Source organism: Mycolicibacterium canariasense (assembly GCF_002101555.1).
GTDB lineage: Bacteria > Actinomycetota > Actinomycetes > Mycobacteriales > Mycobacteriaceae > Mycobacterium > Mycobacterium canariasense.
This window is the reverse complement of the sequence record NZ_LQOL01000103.1, coordinates 1-16,772: the sequence shown is the minus strand read 5'-3', so window position 1 is coordinate 16,772 and position 16,772 is coordinate 1. Positions and strand designations below refer to the sequence as shown.

General features: G+C 64.1%; 13 protein-coding genes. 6 read left to right on the top strand and 7 right to left on the bottom strand.

Annotated elements, in window-relative coordinates:
* Positions 1-59: 59 nt before the first annotated feature.
* Both AWB94_RS32510 and AWB94_RS32505 read right to left on the bottom strand, forming a co-directional pair.
* Complete coding sequence (locus tag AWB94_RS32510; RefSeq protein WP_062657508.1) at positions 60-2,126, bottom strand: heavy metal translocating P-type ATPase; 2,067 nt, start codon at positions 2,124-2,126, stop codon at positions 60-62.
* Entirely contained in the window at positions 2,119-2,502 is a 384-nt protein-coding gene (locus AWB94_RS32505; RefSeq protein ID WP_062657509.1) for an ArsR/SmtB family transcription factor, read from the bottom strand. The genes AWB94_RS32510 and AWB94_RS32505 overlap by 8 nt, the downstream gene beginning before the upstream one ends.
* A 321-nt stretch (positions 2,503-2,823) precedes the next feature.
* On the opposite strand from AWB94_RS32505, the gene resB reads away from it, so the two are divergent.
* Positions 2,824-4,419, top strand: coding sequence for a cytochrome c biogenesis protein ResB (gene resB / locus AWB94_RS32500; protein ID WP_062657510.1), 1,596 nt, complete (start codon positions 2,824-2,826; stop codon positions 4,417-4,419).
* 191 nt (positions 4,420-4,610) lie between these two features.
* On the top strand, positions 4,611-6,341 hold the full coding sequence (locus tag AWB94_RS32495; RefSeq protein WP_165605344.1) for a bifunctional copper resistance protein CopD/cytochrome c oxidase assembly protein: 1,731 nt from the start codon (positions 4,611-4,613) through the stop codon (positions 6,339-6,341).
* Positions 6,342-6,561: 220 nt separating this feature from the next.
* Here the strand turns inward: AWB94_RS32495 and AWB94_RS32490 are convergent, their stop codons facing one another.
* Both AWB94_RS32490 and AWB94_RS32485 read right to left on the bottom strand, forming a co-directional pair.
* The gene (locus AWB94_RS32490) at positions 6,562-7,953 is read right to left on the bottom strand and encodes an NlpC/P60 family protein (protein WP_062657512.1); all 1,392 of its coding nucleotides are present in this window, start codon (positions 7,951-7,953) and stop codon (positions 6,562-6,564) included.
* Positions 7,954-8,320: 367 nt separating this feature from the next.
* Positions 8,321-8,980: a copper resistance CopC family protein gene (locus tag AWB94_RS32485; RefSeq protein ID WP_234811960.1), complete on the bottom strand. Its 660-nt coding sequence runs from the start codon at positions 8,978-8,980 to the stop codon at positions 8,321-8,323.
* A gap of 92 nt (positions 8,981-9,072) precedes the next feature.
* On the opposite strand from AWB94_RS32485, the gene AWB94_RS32480 reads away from it, so the two are divergent.
* Positions 9,073-9,684: a TlpA disulfide reductase family protein gene (locus AWB94_RS32480; protein ID WP_062657513.1), complete on the top strand. Its 612-nt coding sequence runs from the start codon at positions 9,073-9,075 to the stop codon at positions 9,682-9,684.
* A 115-nt stretch (positions 9,685-9,799) separates the two neighbouring features.
* Positions 9,800-10,729, top strand: coding sequence for a cytochrome c oxidase assembly protein (locus tag AWB94_RS32475; protein ID WP_084395230.1), 930 nt, complete (start codon positions 9,800-9,802; stop codon positions 10,727-10,729).
* Positions 10,730-10,743: 14 nt separating this feature from the next.
* Here the strand turns inward: AWB94_RS32475 and AWB94_RS32470 are convergent, their stop codons facing one another.
* From AWB94_RS32470 to AWB94_RS35965, 3 genes are all read right to left on the bottom strand, one after another.
* A complete protein-coding gene (locus tag AWB94_RS32470; protein WP_062657515.1) occupies positions 10,744-11,688 on the bottom strand; it encodes a M56 family metallopeptidase in 945 nt (314 codons plus the stop codon).
* Positions 11,685-12,071: a BlaI/MecI/CopY family transcriptional regulator gene (locus AWB94_RS32465; RefSeq protein ID WP_062657516.1), complete on the bottom strand. Its 387-nt coding sequence runs from the start codon at positions 12,069-12,071 to the stop codon at positions 11,685-11,687. The genes AWB94_RS32470 and AWB94_RS32465 overlap by 4 nt, the downstream gene beginning before the upstream one ends.
* A 104-nt stretch (positions 12,072-12,175) precedes the next feature.
* The gene (locus tag AWB94_RS35965; protein WP_230023736.1) at positions 12,176-12,802 is read right to left on the bottom strand and encodes a M23 family metallopeptidase; all 627 of its coding nucleotides are present in this window, start codon (positions 12,800-12,802) and stop codon (positions 12,176-12,178) included.
* Between the two features lie 652 nt (positions 12,803-13,454).
* Between AWB94_RS35965 and ctaD the strand changes: the two genes are divergently transcribed.
* Positions 13,455-15,200 carry an aa3-type cytochrome oxidase subunit I gene (gene ctaD / locus AWB94_RS32455; RefSeq protein ID WP_062657520.1) on the top strand — a complete coding sequence of 582 codons (1,746 nt, stop codon included), beginning with the start codon at positions 13,455-13,457 and terminating at the stop codon, positions 15,198-15,200.
* 41 nt (positions 15,201-15,241) lie between these two features.
* Complete coding sequence (locus AWB94_RS32450) at positions 15,242-16,717, top strand: HAD-IC family P-type ATPase (RefSeq protein WP_234811959.1); 1,476 nt, start codon at positions 15,242-15,244, stop codon at positions 16,715-16,717.
* Positions 16,718-16,772 lie beyond the last annotated feature (55 nt).

The window sequence follows — 16,772 nt, the reverse complement described above, 5'->3', positions numbered from 1 at the left end:
CCCTTCTGTTGAGTGACATCGTGTTCACAGCAAGTTGGGTCGTCGCCCAGGGAAGTCGGTCACTTCCCGGTGTGGCTGATCCTCGGCGGGGCGCAGCAGTCGCAACCGTGGTCCACAGATGCAACTGCGGGCGTCGGGTCGGGGATCATCGGCCCACAGCAGGTGTCAGCGACCTGCTTGGGTGGGCCGATGTTGACGCCGTGAACCTGAGAGCTTCGCGGCGGGACGTTCACACCGGGCAAAGCGCGGGTGCGGGCGGCGCGGATGGCGTTGAGGATCACGAGCACTTCGGCGGACTCGTGGATGAACACCACGGTGGCAAGGCCGAGCACACCGAATGAAGCCAGCGGTATCAGGATGGTGATGATCGCCAGTGAGAACGCGATGTTCTGGACCATGATTCGCCGGGCCCGCCGTGAGTGTGCCAGCACTTGAGGTAGGTGGCGCAGGTCTTCACCCATCAGGGCCACGTCGGCGGTTTCAATCGCGACATCGGTGCCCATCGCGCCCATGGCGATACCGACATCAGCGGTGGCCAGAGCCGGTGCGTCGTTGACGCCGTCGCCGACCATAGCGATCGGGCGGCCCTTTGCGATCGTCGGTAGCAGGGCGGATTTGTCCTCGGGGAGTAGTTCTGCATGCACGGTGGTGATGCCGGCTTGGGTAGCCAGTGCCTGCGCGGTGCGGGTGTTGTCGCCAGTGAGCATCGCCACGGTGATGCCGAGTCGCTGTAACAGGCCAACGGCTTCAGCCGCTTCGGGGCGAAGCTCGTCGCGTACCGCGATCGCCGCGAGCACATTGCCGTCGCACGCCAGGACCACCACCGTGGCGCCAGCGGCCTGCAGCCGCTCGATCTCCCCGGCCAGGATTCCTGGCGTGACCCACGAGGGTTTACCCAGGCGCAGGTGGTGCTCACCGAGGCGGCCGTGCAGTCCGTGACCCGGCACGGAAGTGACGTCGCTGGCCACCGGAGCATCGGGTGAAGCGGCCAGAATCGCCTGCGCCAGAGGGTGTTCGCTGCGTGCCTCAAGCGCTGCGGCAAGTTTCAGCGCGTCTGCGGCGCCAACGCCGTCCACGGTGACAACCTCGACCACCTGTGGTTGATTGCGGGTAAGGGTGCCGGTCTTATCCAGTGCGATGACTTTGATCCGGCCCAGCTCTTCGACTGCCGCACCGCCCTTGATCAGGGCGCCCTGACGACTGGCAGCGCCGATGGCCGCGACGACCGTCAGCGGCACCGCGATGGCCAGCGCACACGGCGACGCGGCGACAAGCACAACCAGCGCCCGCTCCAGCCAGAGCATCGGGTCGCCGAAGAGCGCACCGGCCGCAGCGATCAGCGCGGACAAAATCATGATCGCCGGAACCAGTGGGCGGGCGATGCGGTCGGCAATCCGCTGGCCTGCCCCCTTGCGTTCCTGGGCATCTTCGACGATATGGACGATGCGAGCAAGTGAGCTGTCCGCAGCCAGCGCGGTCACCTCGACCTCAATTGCGCCGCCGCCATTGATCGCACCGGCGTGGATCTCACTGCCAGGTCCGGCTTCCACCGGAACCGATTCGCCGGTGATGGCCGACAAATCAAGACTGGTCTGACCGGATCGGATGAACCCGTCTGTAGCAGCTCTCTCGCCGGGGCGGATCACCATGACATCGCCGACGACCAGATCATCGGGTGCCACGGTGATTTCGCTGCCGCCGCGAATAACCGATGCCTTCGGCGGCACCAACGCCAGCAGCGAACGCAGGCCCCGCCGTGTCCGGCTCACGGCATAATGTTCCAAACCTTCAGCGATCGAGAAAAGGATGCCAAGCAGCGCCGCCTCCGCGAACTGCCCCAGCGCGACGGCACCGATCGCGGCGATCATCATCAACGTGCCCACACCGATACGCCCATGGCGAAGGTTGCGTACTGCATCTGGGACGAAGGTCGAGGCCGCGGCACACACCGCGATCAACTCCACGGCAACTGCGGCATCGTCGTACCCGATCCGCCCCACGATCCAGCCCGCACCCAACAGAAGCGCGGCTAGCGTTGCCAGCTGCAGTTCCCGTACTTGCCAGAGCTCTTCGGGACCTGAGTCCAGTTCGGCGAGGTCCTGGGGGCCGCAGCACGCGTCAGACACGATCAGTCACCCTTTCCGCCGGGGCCGGCACGTTGCCCAGGACGGCAGCCGTCAGCTGGCGACCGCGCTCGGTCAGCCGGTACATGACCAATTTGCCCTGGCGGCGTGACGAGACCAAGGAGGCATTCTTGAGCTGGCGCAGATGGTGGGACACCAGTCCCTGCGACAACCCGACCACCCAGGCCACATCGCAAACACACAGCTCGTCGCCGGTAACGAGCGCCGCGGCGATGGCCAACCTGGTGGCGTCTCCCAGACCGCGCGAAGCCGCTGCGGCCGCTTGCACGGTTTCGGCGTCGGGCACGGTGGCGCGAATATGCTCCGCATGAGGCAGGTCTAGGCAGAGAAGTTCGCAAGTAGCCACCGGCTCAATCATACGAACATACTAAAGTATGTTGATATATGAAGCCACTCGTGGCTCGGCGCCCTAGGCGATGCGGCCCGATGACGGTCAACTAAACTACGTAGCATCTCAGTAGATAAGCCTGCAACGAGCACGCGAATGCTCGGCCCGGAAACTGCAGAAAGAGGTGCGTACCCGCATGCTTAGAACCGCCGGCCTCGCGGGACGCGCAGCGTCACCGACTCTGCCTCGACGGCGCACCCTAGGTGGTATAGCTACAGCCGGGCCGGTAGGTCGCACAGTAAGCGGGGTCGGCGATAACGTCGCCGGTAGTGCCGGTGCCGCTGGGACGACATGACACGAAGCCTTGTGGTGTACCTGCGCAGCGCTTGGCGCAAGCTGACCTCGATGGGCACTGCTTTGGTCTTGTTGTTCTTGCTGGCGTTGGCGGCAATACCGGGTGCGTTGTGGCCGCAGCGCGCCGTCAATCCGACGACGGTGGCAGGCTATATCGCGGACAATCCCAGAGTCGGACCGTGGTTGGACCGGTTTCAGGTGTTCGACGTGTTCTCCAGCATATGGTTCACATCGATCTACATCCTATTGTTCGTATCCTTGATTGGTTGTCTGACAGCACGTTTGGCCGATTATGGCCGAGGTTTGAGAGCGGTACCGGTCCCTGCTCCACGTAACCTCTCACGGCTGCCGAAGTATCGACGTGTCGTCGCCGAGGGCGATCCTTGGCAGCGTGCGCGCGAGGTTCGTGCCGGACTGCGGGGTTGGCGTGCGGTCACCCGTCGCGGCGCGGACGGCGTCGAGATCGCTGCTGAGCGCGGATACTTGCGAGAAGCCGGGAACCTGATATTTCACTTCTCACTGATCGGCCTGCTGATTTCGCTCGCAGCCGGCAAGCTCTACGCCTACGAAGGCAATGTCATTGTGATCGCCGATGGGGGGCCGGGATTTTGTTCTGCGTCGGCCGCGGCATTCGACGCATTCCGGCCAGGGACGACAGTCGACGGCACGGAGTTGTTCCCGATGTGTGTGCGTGTGAATGGTTTTGAGGCCGATTTCCTGCCCAACGGGCAGGCCGTGGGATTCGCTGCGGATATCGATTACCAAGCCGGTGATGACCTCACCTCCAACGTGTGGCAACCGTATCGATTGCAGGTCAATGATCCACTTCGGGTGGGCGGTGTGCGGTTGTACCTGCTGGGCCATGGCTATGCCCCGACGTTCACCGTCACGTTTCCCGACGGGCAGTCGCGTACTCAGACGCTGCAGTGGCAGCCTGAAGATCTGCAGACGTTGCTGTCATCGGGCGCGATGCGTTTCGATCCGCCGGCGCGCAGTTTTCCTGACGATGACGAGCGCCGCAAGAATCAGATCGCGATCGAAGGTTTGCTGGCTCCGACCGAGCAGCTCGACGGCAAGCTTCTTTCGTCAGCGTTCCCTGCCCCTAACGATCCCGCCGTGGCGGTGGACGTCTACAAGGGCGATACCGGAATGGACTCCGGGAGGCCGCAATCGATCTTCTCCCTGGACCAGCGCATGATCGGACAGGGGAGGCTTGAGCGGATGGAGCGGGTCAATCTGCGCCTCGGCGAGCAGGTCAGGCTCAAGGACAACACCGTGGTCCGCTTCGACGCGGTGACTGACTTTGTGAGCCTGCAGCTGTCCTATGACCCGGCCCAGATCTGGGTGCTGGTGTTCGCCATCACCATGATGGCCGGTCTTCTGGTGTCGCTCATTGTTCGACGCCGCAGAGTGTGGGTCAAAATCCGCCACTCGGCCACCTCCGGCCTGGTGTCCATCGAGTTCGGCGGGCTGGCGCGAACGGACAATGCCGGGTGGGGCGAGGAGTTCGACCGCTTGGTCACCCGCTTGGTGCCGGATGCGCACTCCGCCGGTGAAACTCGTGCCCGGCACCGTACGGACACGGTCCAATGAAAGCTGTGGCGAGTCGACAAGCTGCGGTGACAGCCACGCTGGTGACGGTGGCGGTATTGGCCGGCATGACCGCTGCCGCAATCGGGTCGTGGTCGCTGGACGAGGTGTTGACCGCGACGGGCCTGCCTGATTCGGGGCCGGTGACCACACTGGGCTTGCCGGCGGCCCGCGCTATCGGAGAGGTCGCCGCCGTGGTGGCTGTCGGCGCGTTCCTGTTTGCGGCGTTTCTTGTGCCCCCGCAGCCCAGCGGGGTGCTCGATGTGGCGGGCTACCGTGCGGTCCGGCTGGGCGCCGCTGCCTCTGGGGTGTGGGCGGCCAGCGCCATCCTGTTGGTTGCTTTGTCTGTTTCCGATGTTTCAGGCCGACCGGTCACCGCGCTCACGCCGGCGCAGATCTGGAGTGCCGCGGGCATGGTGGAAACGACGAACGCCTGGCGTTGGACTGCCGCACTGGCCGCGACGGTGGCGGCGCTCAGTAGCGTTGTGCTGCGCTGGAAATGGGTTCCCGTCTGCTTGGGTATCGCCTTGCTGACTTTGGTGCCCATCGGACTGTCGGGGCACTCTTCCTCCGGTGGTGCGCACGATATGGCCACGAACAGTCTGCTCATTCACCTGGGAACAGGGGCCGTCTGGATGGGTGGGCTACTGGCGGTACTCTGCTACGGCATCCGCCACGGCGAACACCTCGCCCTGGCTGTTCGCCGGTTTTCTTCGCTGGCCTTGTGGTGCTTCGTCGCAATAGGCTTCAGTGGCCTGATCAATGCCGGCATCCGGGTGGGGATCAGCGACCTCGACAGTCGGTACGGCCTGTTGGTTGCCGGAAAGTTGGCCGCGCTCGCAGCACTCGGTGTGTTCGGCTGGAGACAACGACGCTCAGGTATTGCTGCTTTGCGATCCGATCCAACTGCACGCGGCCCGATGATGCGCCTGGCGCTGGCAGAGGCGGTGATTTTTGGTGTTGCAGTAGGAATTGCGGTCGGACTCGGTCGGACGCCGCCACCACCGGTGGCGCAGTCGGAACCGGGCCCGACCGAGGCTGCGATCGGTTTCGTCCCGGCCGGGCCCCCGAATGTTTGGCGGATGATGGGGGACTGGCGTTTTGACCTGTTCTTCGGTACGGCCGCGGTCGTCATGGCCGCGGTGTATGTCATCGCCGCGTACCGCCTGCGCCGCCGTGGTCACGGGTGGCCATGGTCGCGTACCGGGTGCTGGGTGCTGGGCTGCGCGGTGTTGCTGTTGGCGACTTCGTCGGGACTCGGTACCTACATGCCGGTCGATTTCAGCATCCAGATGCTCGTCTTGATGTTGCTGTCCACCGTTGTGCCGGTCCTGCTGGTTACTGGTGCCCCCGGCAGGCTGGCGTTGCTGACGCTGCCGAGGGCCGACGCTGGGGCGCCGCCCGGGCGCCGGGAGTGGCTGGTGGCGGCGGCGGGGTCATCGCTGATGCGGTTCCTCCTCCGACCGGTCGTCGCTTCGCTGATTTTCGGCTCGAGCATTGCCGTGCTGTTGCTCGGCGGGCTGTTCGCCATCGCCGTCGGCAAGCACTCCACGCACCTGCTGATGAATGGCTATGTGCTGGGCAGCGGTTGGCTCTTCTTCGAATCGGTCCTCGGCCAGCGCGGCAGGCACCGACCAGCGTCGGCCGTGGTTGCGACGCTCGGCGCACTGGCCGTCTATCTGGGTGCTGGTCTGATGACGGCGCACCGAGCCGACATCATCGGAGAAGCCTATTATCGGTCACTGCAACTGCCCTGGCCGGTCGATCTTCTGCAGGACCAACGCCAAGGCGGATACGTCGTTGCGGCTGGTGCGACGATCACGGCAGCCGCATTGACACTCGCGCTGTGGCGGCGCGCGACCACGGCCGCGTCCGGGCGCACCCGGCCGGATCCCTCGGGTGCGGCGGCGAGCTCAGCCAAGTGATGAACACCTCGTTGGCGACTTCAACTACGGCGCATTCTATTGGGCGGCAGCATGTTCGACTTTGTCTGGTTATGAAGCGCTCTGTCGGCGTGGCCGCGCGCATGCGGACGAGGGCCTTGTAACAGCGCTGGCGTAGCTGAACGCAGGCCGCGATGACCTGTGTCGGCAAAAGTTGAGGTCATCGGGCTGTGTGCGCACGCCTGGTGGGTCAGGTTGGCGCTCAGTAGTCGATCAGCCGGACAACATGGGTCGTCATGCCACTGGATCGCACGGGAGCAATCCGCACCTGGGACCCGGTGAACGGCGATTCCAGCATCTGCCCTTGTCCGAGATAGATGGCAACGTGCTGGCTACCGCCGGGGCCCCAGAAGATGAGATCACCACGTCGCATTTGCGCGACGGGAACACGGCGCCCACGGTCGTATTGAGCTCCCGAGTATTTCGGGAGGTTGATACCGACGCCGGCGAAAGCAAACACCATCAGGCCTGAACAGTCGAAGCCGACTGTCCCTGCACCTTGATCGATTCCTCGTGTCGGTCCGGCGGCATTGCCGCCACCCCAGGAGTAGGGAACGCCCAACTGTGACATTCCTCTGCGGATGGCGAACTCCACCGCCTGTTGGCCATAGAGCCGTGGAATCCGGCCGGGTGTCGCTGCCGTCGACGGTGCCGGGCTCGGGATGAGACCCAATTTGGACAGGAACCGCCGGCCCAGATCCGCAGTGAGCTGCGCGGAGGCCGCGGAGACTTGCAAGACGGAGTTGACGATGGCTACCGGATCACTTAAATCGGCACGAGGCACAGCTGGTTTCGAGGTGTCCCAGCCGGTGTCGCTGTGGGGTGCGGGGTATTGGGTATCCCAGCTGCCAGGTTGCGGTGCCGACTGCCCGGTAGGCGAGGAGGCGGGCTCGTCCGCTGGTGCCGATGAGCGGCGGACCTGTTGCAGGCGTTGACGTGCGAGGCGAGCTGTGCTGGCTGCGGCGCCGATCTGTTCTTCTTTGGTGGTGAACGCCGCTTCGGTGGCGCGCAGGGCCTGGACGGCCTCGTCGTAGCGGGCCTGGGCATCGCGTGCGGCCTGATCGGCGCGTTCTTGGGCCAGGCGGGCCATTGACTGCGCATTGGTCTGGGTGACCCGCGTTCGCTGCAGGACTCCTCGCGCCTCGGAGAAGGCCAGCCCCATTGCCTGCTGGGCCGCTGCCGTGGACATCGCCTGCTCGGGACTTGATGGCACCAGCGGCCATTGGGCCGGTCCGCGTACGTACTGGGCGGCAGCGAAATCGTCGAACCGTTGCTGAGCGCGCTCGACGACATCGGTGGCACCCTGGGTTTCGCGCTGCGCGGAGTCGAGTGTGAGTTGCGCGGCGCCGGCGGCTTCACGCGCGCTTTGGACCTGATGGAGCGCTTTCATGACTGATTCTTGCTGGTTGTGGACCTCAGCCTGCAGCGTGGCCAATTGCTCGTCGGCTCGCGCGACATCGCCGACCAGTCTGGCGATGACGTCCGGTGGCGGGCTGTCGGGTTCGGCAATGGCAATCGCCTGACCACTGGCCACCAGCATCGAGACCAGAGGCGTCGCCACAGCGAGAAGCAGCGGTCTTCTCAGGAAGCCCATGGGCGCGCCTTCCACCGGTCGCCAGCAGCATCAACTACTGAGTAACTACGTATTACGGAGGAGCGTATAACACTGGCGCCTCACTGATCACATCTGTCACAGAGCTGTGACCTGACGCCGTAAAGCATTGGGTGGCAAAGGTATCGCCGCAAGTCAAAAGCGCCGCCTGTGCCATACAGGCGTCGCCTACCGGACATGCCGTTCGCGCGCAGGGATATCTGCGGGTGACACCGAATTATCTCGGCGGCAGCGTGAGGTGCGGAGATTCTCGTGGTTGTACGTTGCGCGAACAGCGCACTGGACTGCTGATAACGGCTGTCGTGCAACGGGGCTCACGCCATGTCGCCGGCGGCGGTAGGCAGAAGCTTCAGGCGTGGGGTTCCTCATGCGATGTAGGCGCATCCGTTGAGGAGCGTTGTTCGTTGAGTCTGGCACTGCGTCGCCGCTTGATTGCTCGCCACGCCGCAATGACGCCCCCTGCGGCGACGCCGGCCACGGCTGCCCGCAGTATCGCTGTCGAGGTGCCGGTATCCGCTTCGGCTGGCGAAGGTGCGGGCTGTGCCGGGGCAGCTGGCGCGGTAGCGGTAGTGGTGTTCGGGTTGGGCGCGGATTGATTGGTTACGGGTGCATCGAGGGTGAAGGTGTACGACCCTGATACAGGGTGGCCGTCGGCGGATAAGACGCGGTAACCAACCGTGTACACGCCGTTGGGGATTGGGTCTGGGCCCAGGGTGACACTCAGTTGCGGTCCCTGTACCTGCGGAGGGTTTGCCAGCCAGTTGCGTCCATCGGCGTCGTTGAGGACGACGTTGGCGAAGGTGGCGTTGATGTCCTCGTTGAAGGTCAAGGTGATGCGGTTCGGGACCGTGGCTTGTGTCGATCCCTCTGCCGGATTAGACGCGGTCATCGCCGTATGGGCTCCGGCTGTCCCGGAGCCCAGCGTCACAAATGCCAACGTGGTCAAGCACGTCACGAACAGGCGCATGATCGAGAGCATGGTGCTGACTCCATTCTGGTCGGCCGCCAAACCGGCTACTATACTACGTAGTAAATACGTAGAATCTGGCGTGTGGGGAGATCAATGACCAGGTATAGCGTGCCCGGCCATTGCGGCGACGCATGAATCGGTGGATCGCCGTGGCCGCGGTGTTGGGGCTCGTCGGCCTGATAACGGGTTGTTCAACAGGTGCGGGTGCGGTCGCGCAGGGTGGGAGTTTCGAGTTCGTTGCTCCCGGTGGGCAGGTCGACATCTACTATGACCCGCCCGAAAACCGGTCGCGTCCCGGGCCGATCAGCGGACCGGACCTTCTGGATGTGAATCGCACGGTGTCACTGTCTGATTTCGCCGGCAAGGTCGTGGTCATCAATGTGTGGGGTCAATGGTGTGCACCGTGCCGCACCGAGATGCCGGAGCTGCAGCAGGTGTATGCCGCAACCCGCGATGAGGGGGTGGCGTTTCTGGGTATCGATGTCCGTGACAACAATCGTCAGGCTGCAGTGGATTTCATCGTCGATCGTGATGTCACTTTCCCGTCGATCTATGACCCGTCGATGCGCACGATGATCGCCTTCGGCGGCCGGTATCCCACCACGGTGATTCCGTCGACGGTAGTGCTCGACCGTGACCACCGTGTGGCGGCGGTCTTCCTGCGCGCACTGTTGGCCTCAGATCTCGAACCCGTTGTCCGCCGCCTCGCCTCAGAACCGATGACCGGGGCCGGCGGACAGTAGATGGCGGGCGATGCAGGAAACGCACGGACATTAGCTCGGTCCCCATCGGTGCGCAGGAACGACAGTCGTGATCGGTGAGCTCACGCTGCCGACGGATCCGCCGTCGGTCTTGCGCATGTTCGACTGGTTACCGCCCCCGGTTCCGTTGCTTCCGCTGGTCGCGATCGGGGCGGCCAGTTGGTATCTGCTCGCCGTGTACAAAGTCAGAACAACTGGTCGGCGGTGGAGTTGGACGCGGACCGCCAGTTTTCTGTCGGGCTGTACCGTGCTGGCGGCGGTGACCGGTCTGGCCATCGACAGCTATGGCTATCGCTTATTCAGTGCTTTCATGTTCCAGCACCTGACGTTGTCAATCCTTGTGCCGCCGCTGTTGGTCCTGGGATCGCCTGGCCAGCTCCTGCTCAGGTCTACCGCCCATCGCGGTCTTGGGCGATACGTCCTGATCGTCGCACTAGCTGCGCTACGCTGCCGGGCGAGTCGGGTTGTACTGCATCCCGGTTTCACCATTCCGGTCTTCCTGTTGAGCTATTACGGGCTGTATCTTTCGGACCTGTTCGACGCGGCCGCGGCCAGTGTCGGCGGTCACCTGGCTCTGCAGGTGTTTTTCTTGGCCAGCGGTCTGTTGTTCATCGTGCCGATTCTTGCCACAGGTCCGTTGCCTGTGCGGCAGAGCAATCTCGGCAGGTTCTTCGATATCTTCGTCGAGATGCCGTTGCACGTCTTTATTGGGGTCATTCTGATGATGGCGCCCCGAGCGCTCACTGAGACCTTCGCGCAGCCTCCAGTTAATTGGAATGTCGATCCCGTCGCCGATCAGGCGGTGGCCGGCGCGTTGGCGTGGTCTTACGGCGAGCCCGTGGCGCTGTTGATCGTGCTCATCTTTGCCATTCGGTGGCGTCGTGATGAGCAGTCTCAGTCAGCGAAGTCGGAAGCCGACGTCGAGGGTCGCGACGCGGAGTTGGAGGCCTACAACGCCTTCCTCCGCAGGTTGCATGAACCCCCGGGTAGTGCGCCCGACTCGGCAGACCTACGAAACGGCGGGTAAGTACTTCGTGTGGATCATGCGAAGCACATCAGGGCGCCTGACACGGCGAGCAGCCCGATCGCTACAGGTGTGGCGGCAATGGCCGCAACGGCGCCGCTGAGCGTGATGCGATGGCGGATCTGCACCAGCGGTTTGGGTGGATCGGTGAGACGTTTGGCGCGAGCCAGGACCGCCACACTTGCCGCAGCCAGCCCGTGGGCCGGTACCACGGCCCCCGACAGGGTCAGCAGCCCGGCAAGGAGCGGTTGACGGCCGTGCCGGCGCGCGGCGGCGTCATCGGCACACATTTCCAGGAGGGCGCACACTTCGGTGGCAGCGACGGTGAAAAAGCTGATTCCAGGCAGTGCCGCGGCGATACCGCGCACCGCGGCGACCATGTAGCCGTGTCTGCCGGCCAAGTGCGCACGTTCGTGGGCGATGACGGCGGCCAGTTGCTGCTCATTGAGCGCTGCGATGGCTGCAGAGGTGACAACGATGGCGGCCGGGCGTCCGGCGACGCAATAGGCGGCGGGTTCGGGCGCCTCGATGACGACCAGCTCGCTGCCATCGGATCGGCCCACCAAGCGCACCGCGTCGGCGTGGTCGAGGGTGTGGGCGCGCATGCGGCGCAGCGCCCGCACCCCACGCAGACACACTGCACCCAGGCCGCTCAGCGCACCGACGACGGCGGCGGTGGCCACAACTTGTGCCGGCCACCCGGAGTGGCCGATCAGAATGGCGTGTAGGCGCTCGACGCACGAAGCAAGCAGAACATCGGGGCTGTCCCAGTGCCCCGCCGCCTCGACCAACGTCATCGCCACCGCCGCGATAGCGGATCCGATCACCGTCACGACAGCCGCCAGCCAGGCGGTGATCGCCAGACGGGGTGCAAACCCTTCGGCAGTGATTCGGCGCAGAAGTCGTGGCCCCGCGACAAGTACCGTCGCGACATAGAGGATCAATGCTGCCGCAACGGTCATCGCCGCCCCGCCTTGCGCGCCAGTCGGCGCAGTGCGGCGCGAAGATCGGCCGACTCGGTGGCGTCGATCTGCGCGACGAAATGGCTCAGCACGGCCTCTGAGCGGCCGCCGCCGCTCAGCGCATCGAGCATGAGGCGGGCGCTGTGCTCTTCGCGAGTCAGGGTGGGCCGGTAGCGATAGGCTCTGCCTTCGCGCTCGCGCGTGAGCCAGCCTTTGCCGTGCAGATTGTCCATCGTCGACATGACCGTGGTGTACGCGATATCGCGCGCGGTGAGCAGATCGTCCAAGATCTCACGGACCGTGGCACCCGAATCCGCGCTGCGGCTCCATAGACGATCCATGATCGTCGCCTCTAGTTCTCCGAAGCCGCGCACTCGCGCCATGATGGAACCTCCTGACTAAGTCCGTAGACAGCTTACGGTGTGAGCGCCAAGGAAGCCGATACAGCGAGGAGGCCGGCACGTGTTCGTGGCGGGGTGACTCCTGTTCAGTCGATGGCTACACCGCGGATCCGCAACCACGTCGAGGGGTCGACTTTTACCGATCCGTTCAGGTGAACTTCGAAATGCAGGTGGGGGCCGGTGGAGTTCCCTCGGTTACCCATCGTGGCGACTTGGTCACCGGCGACCACTCGATCGCCGACTTGCACCGTGGTGGTGTCGATGTGTCCGTAGAGCGTGACGGTGCCGTCGGCGCCGCGAATCTTGACCCACATGCCGTAACCGGGAGTGGGTCCCGACGCGATCACCACGCCGTCAGCGGCGGCATAGATGGGGGTACCGACCGCATTGGCGATATCCAATCCTGCATGCAGGGTGCCCCAGCGGGTTCCGAATGTCGATGTCAAAATTCCGTTGGTCGGATACACGAACTGTGGGCGCCGCAGCAGCGCCTCTCGCTGAGCGCGATCACGAGCGAAAGCCGCACCGCGGGCCACCTCTTCGGTATGGACCGCCGACTCGGACGCACTCTTCACCGCAACGATCTGAATACCCGAAGTAGCTACGGCCGGGCCGGCGGACGCCATCATCGCGGTCGACTGCGTGCCTGGCTGCGCAGTTTCGGCCGCCGCGTGGGCTGCGGCGGCGACCGCTCCGGCAGCAAGGCTGGTCATGATCAGTCTGCTGTGGGCCGGACCGACGGTTCGCCGAGTCTTGCGGTGGGAGCCGGGTTTGGGGCGACGCGCTGGAGGCGTCTTTCGCATCCGGTAAGCGGACGGTCTTGGGCGTTCGGAGCTTAGGCTGCTCGAACCGTCGCGAGCCGGGGACTGGTGCCCAACAACGACATCGGGCCGAGGTTTGAGAAGCGACCGGGGCGCTTGTTCGAACAGGTCGTTCGTGTCGTCGAGTTCGGGTGCCTGCAGGATTTCGATGTCTCTTGCGAACGGGCTGCGACCGACCAGTGGCGCTGCGGTGTTGTCCAAAGCGCAGACGGGAAGGACCTCGGTGGGGTCGGCAGACCGACGGTGTGCCCCGGGCGCACCCGGTCGCTGCAGCGCCAAATCCAACTTCCCTCACCGTTACCGTTTTGTTATGCGATGGCGAGACGCTAACTGAGCCAGAACGATTCAGCAAGCGCCAGAAGCTCCATATTCGCGGCAATCCGAGCACGGAGTGCGGGCTGCGTGCCGATGACCAGCGCGGACTACGATCTCGACCGCACGAACAACTACCTAGATTAGTACTGGGATACTCAGTAGGTTAATCTACTGATCTACCCAGTAGATGACACGGTCTACGGCGGACGTGCGGCAGCAGGAGGATTCTTTGACAGCCCAGGCGCCCCCCGTCGGAGAACTCGAGGCTCGGCGTCCGTTCCCGCAGCGGATGGGCCCCAAGGGCAACCTCATCTACAAGCTGATCACCACGACCGATCACAAGCTGATCGGCATGATGTACGTGGTCACGTGCTTTGGGTTCTTCATGGCCGGCGGATTGATGGCCCTGCTGATGCGCACCGAGTTGACGGTTCCCGGGCTGCAGTTCCTGTCCAACGAGCAATACAACCAGCTGTTCACCATGCACGGCACGGTGATGCTGCTGTTCTACGCAACCCCGATCGTGTTCGGTTTCGCGAACCTGGTGTTGCCGCTGCAGATCGGCGCCCCTGACGTTGCGTTCCCGCGTCTGAACGCGCTGTCCTACTGGCTGTTCCTGTTCGGCGCGCTGATCGCCATGGGTGGTTTCATCACCCCCGGTGGCGCCGCCGACTTCGGCTGGACCGCCTACACGCCGCTCTCAAATGTCATCCATAGCCCCGGTGCGGGGGCGGATCTATGGATCGTCGGTTTGATCGTCGGTGGTCTGGGCACCATCCTCGGCGGTGTCAACATGATCACCACCGTGGTCTGCATGCGCGCCCCCGGTATGACGATGTTCCGGATGCCGATCTTCACCTGGAACATCCTGGTGACCTCGATCCTGGTGCTGCTGGCCTTCCCGCTGCTGACCGCGGCGCTCTTTGCATTGCTCGCGGACCGACATCTCGGATCCCTCATCTATGACCCGGCCAACGGCGGTGTGCTGCTCTGGCAGCACCTGTTCTGGTTCTTCGGCCACCCCGAGGTGTACATCATCGCGCTGCCGTTCTTCGGCATCGTCAGTGAGATCTTCCCGGTGTTCAGCCGCAAGCCGATCTTCGGGTACACCACCTTGATCTACGCGACGCTGGGTATCGCGGCGCTGTCGGTGGCGGTGTGGGCACACCACATGTACGCCACCGGTGCGGTGCTGCTGCCGTTCTTCTCGTTCATGACGTTCCTGATCGCGGTGCCGACGGGCGTCAAGTTCTTCAACTGGATAGGCACGATGTGGAAGGGGCAGTTGACCTTCGAGACCCCGATGTTGTTCTCGGTGGGCTTCCTGATCACCTTCCTGCTCGGTGGCCTGTCGGGTGTGCTGCTGGCCAGCCCGCCGCTGGACTTCCAGGTCACCGACAGCTATTTCGTGATCGCGCACTTTCATTACGTGCTCTTCGGCACCATCGTGTTCGCCACCTATGCGGGCATCTACTTCTGGTTCCCGAAGATGACCGGACGGCTGCTCGACGAGCGTCTGGGCAAGTTGCACTTCTGGCTGACGTTCATCGGCTTCCATGCGACCTTCCTGGTTCAGCATTGGCTGGGCAATGATGGGATGCCGCGTCGCTACGCCGACTACCTGCCCAGTGACGGTTTCACGACGCTGAACGTGATCTCCACCGTCGGGGCACTGATCTTGGGCGTGTCGACGCTGCCGTTCGTCTGGAACGTGTTCAAGAGCTGGCGTTACGGCGAGCCCGTCGTGGTCGACGACCCGTGGGGTTACGGCAACTCTCTGGAGTGGGCCACCAGCTGCCCACCACCGCGGCACAACTTCACCGAACTGCCCCGGATCCGTTCGGAGCGGCCGGCATTCGAGCTGCACTACCCGCACATGGTGGAGCGGATGCGCGCCGAGGCGCACATCGGTCGGGCACACGGGCCGTCCGACGGGGATGTCACCCGGATCGACGATGTGGAAGTTCGCACCTAAGCATTGACGGCATCCATGCATACATGCGTATAGTTGCATGTATGACCGATCGAGACTGCGGTGCCACTGGCCGCAACGACACGCCGGCTATCAAAACTCTGGCGCTCGAACTTGCCGACCTACTCCCGAGCAGCGACGAGCGGTGCGCCGACCGACTGACCTACGGGCTCGCCGCCGATGTGATCATCAAGCAAGCTCACCTCGTCGCGGGCGAAACTCGCAAACCCCGCCTATGTGTGCACTATGACGCCAGCGCGGTGACGGCCAGCGATATTCAGCTGCGCGCGCGGCAGGCGGCGCAAACCATCACTTCGCAGTACGGTCACCTGAGTTGGTCGCCGACCGACGGGGTCGATGATGTCACCATCGGTATGGAGTTGGTCGAGCAACTGCAGACAATCCCGGGAGTGGTTGCCGCAGAAGCGACACCGACTGCTGTCGAGGTGGAGTTCGAGCGTGCGGTGGTGACCGCACAGGAAATCGTCGATGTCATCGGCGAGTGGAGCCGGTCTCAGGTCCCAGAGCGCGATATCGAGGACAGCCCCGCGCACGAAGACGGCCACGCCGATCATCAGCACAGACACGGCGGAATCTTCGGGGAACGCAGCGAACTCATCTTTGCGGCACTATCCGGTGGATTGCTCCTGACCGGATGGCTGCTGGCGACATTCGCCGGCACGCCCCGGATCGTCGAGTTGGTGGTCTACTCCCTGGCGTTCTTCTTCGGCGCGTACTTCACCGTGCAGGAGGCCTATGCCAGTGTCCGGCATGGGAGGTTCGAGATTGACTTCCTCATGTTGGTGTCCGCAGCAGGTGCTGCGGCGCTGGGTGAAGTCGCCGAAGGCGCGCTGCTGCTGTTCCTGTTCAGCGTGGGTCACGCGCTGGAGGGGTACGCGATGGGTCGCGCCCGCAGGGCGATCGAAGCCCTTGCCGAACTGGCGCCCAAGACAGCTCTGGTCCGCCGCGGGGGCACCGGCGATACCGTCGAAATACCCGTTGCTGATCTGGGGATCGGCGACGTGGTCGTCGTACGGCCCAACATGCGTCTTGCCGCCGACGGCTTCGTCGTCGCGGGCACCAGCAGCATCGACCAGGCCCCCGTGACCGGCGAGAGCGTGCCCGTCGACAAGAGACCTGTCCCGGATGTCGCGGCAGCTACCGCCGCACCCGAACTCGTGGACGCCACGGCACGGGTCTTCGCCGGCACGATCAACGGTGCCGGCGCCATCGAGATCCAGGTAACCCGCCTTGCCGGTGACTCGACACTGGCCCGGGTTGTCCGATTGGTCGCCGAGGCGCAGACCAAGACAACATCGACCCAGCGGTTCACCGACAAGTTTCAACGCATATTTGTGCCGACCATCCTGGTCGGCGTGGCGTTGCTGCTGTTCGCCGGACTGGTGGTCGACGAGCCGTTCACCGCGACCGTCTACCGCGCCCTGGCGGTGCTGGTGGCCGCAAGTCCCTGTGCTTTGGCGATCGCAACGCCGAGCGCGGTCGCGCCGTTTCTGAGATAACTAACCAGTTCGGGGTTCTAAATGTCCTCATCTGAGCTGGTGGGCTTGGGGTGAG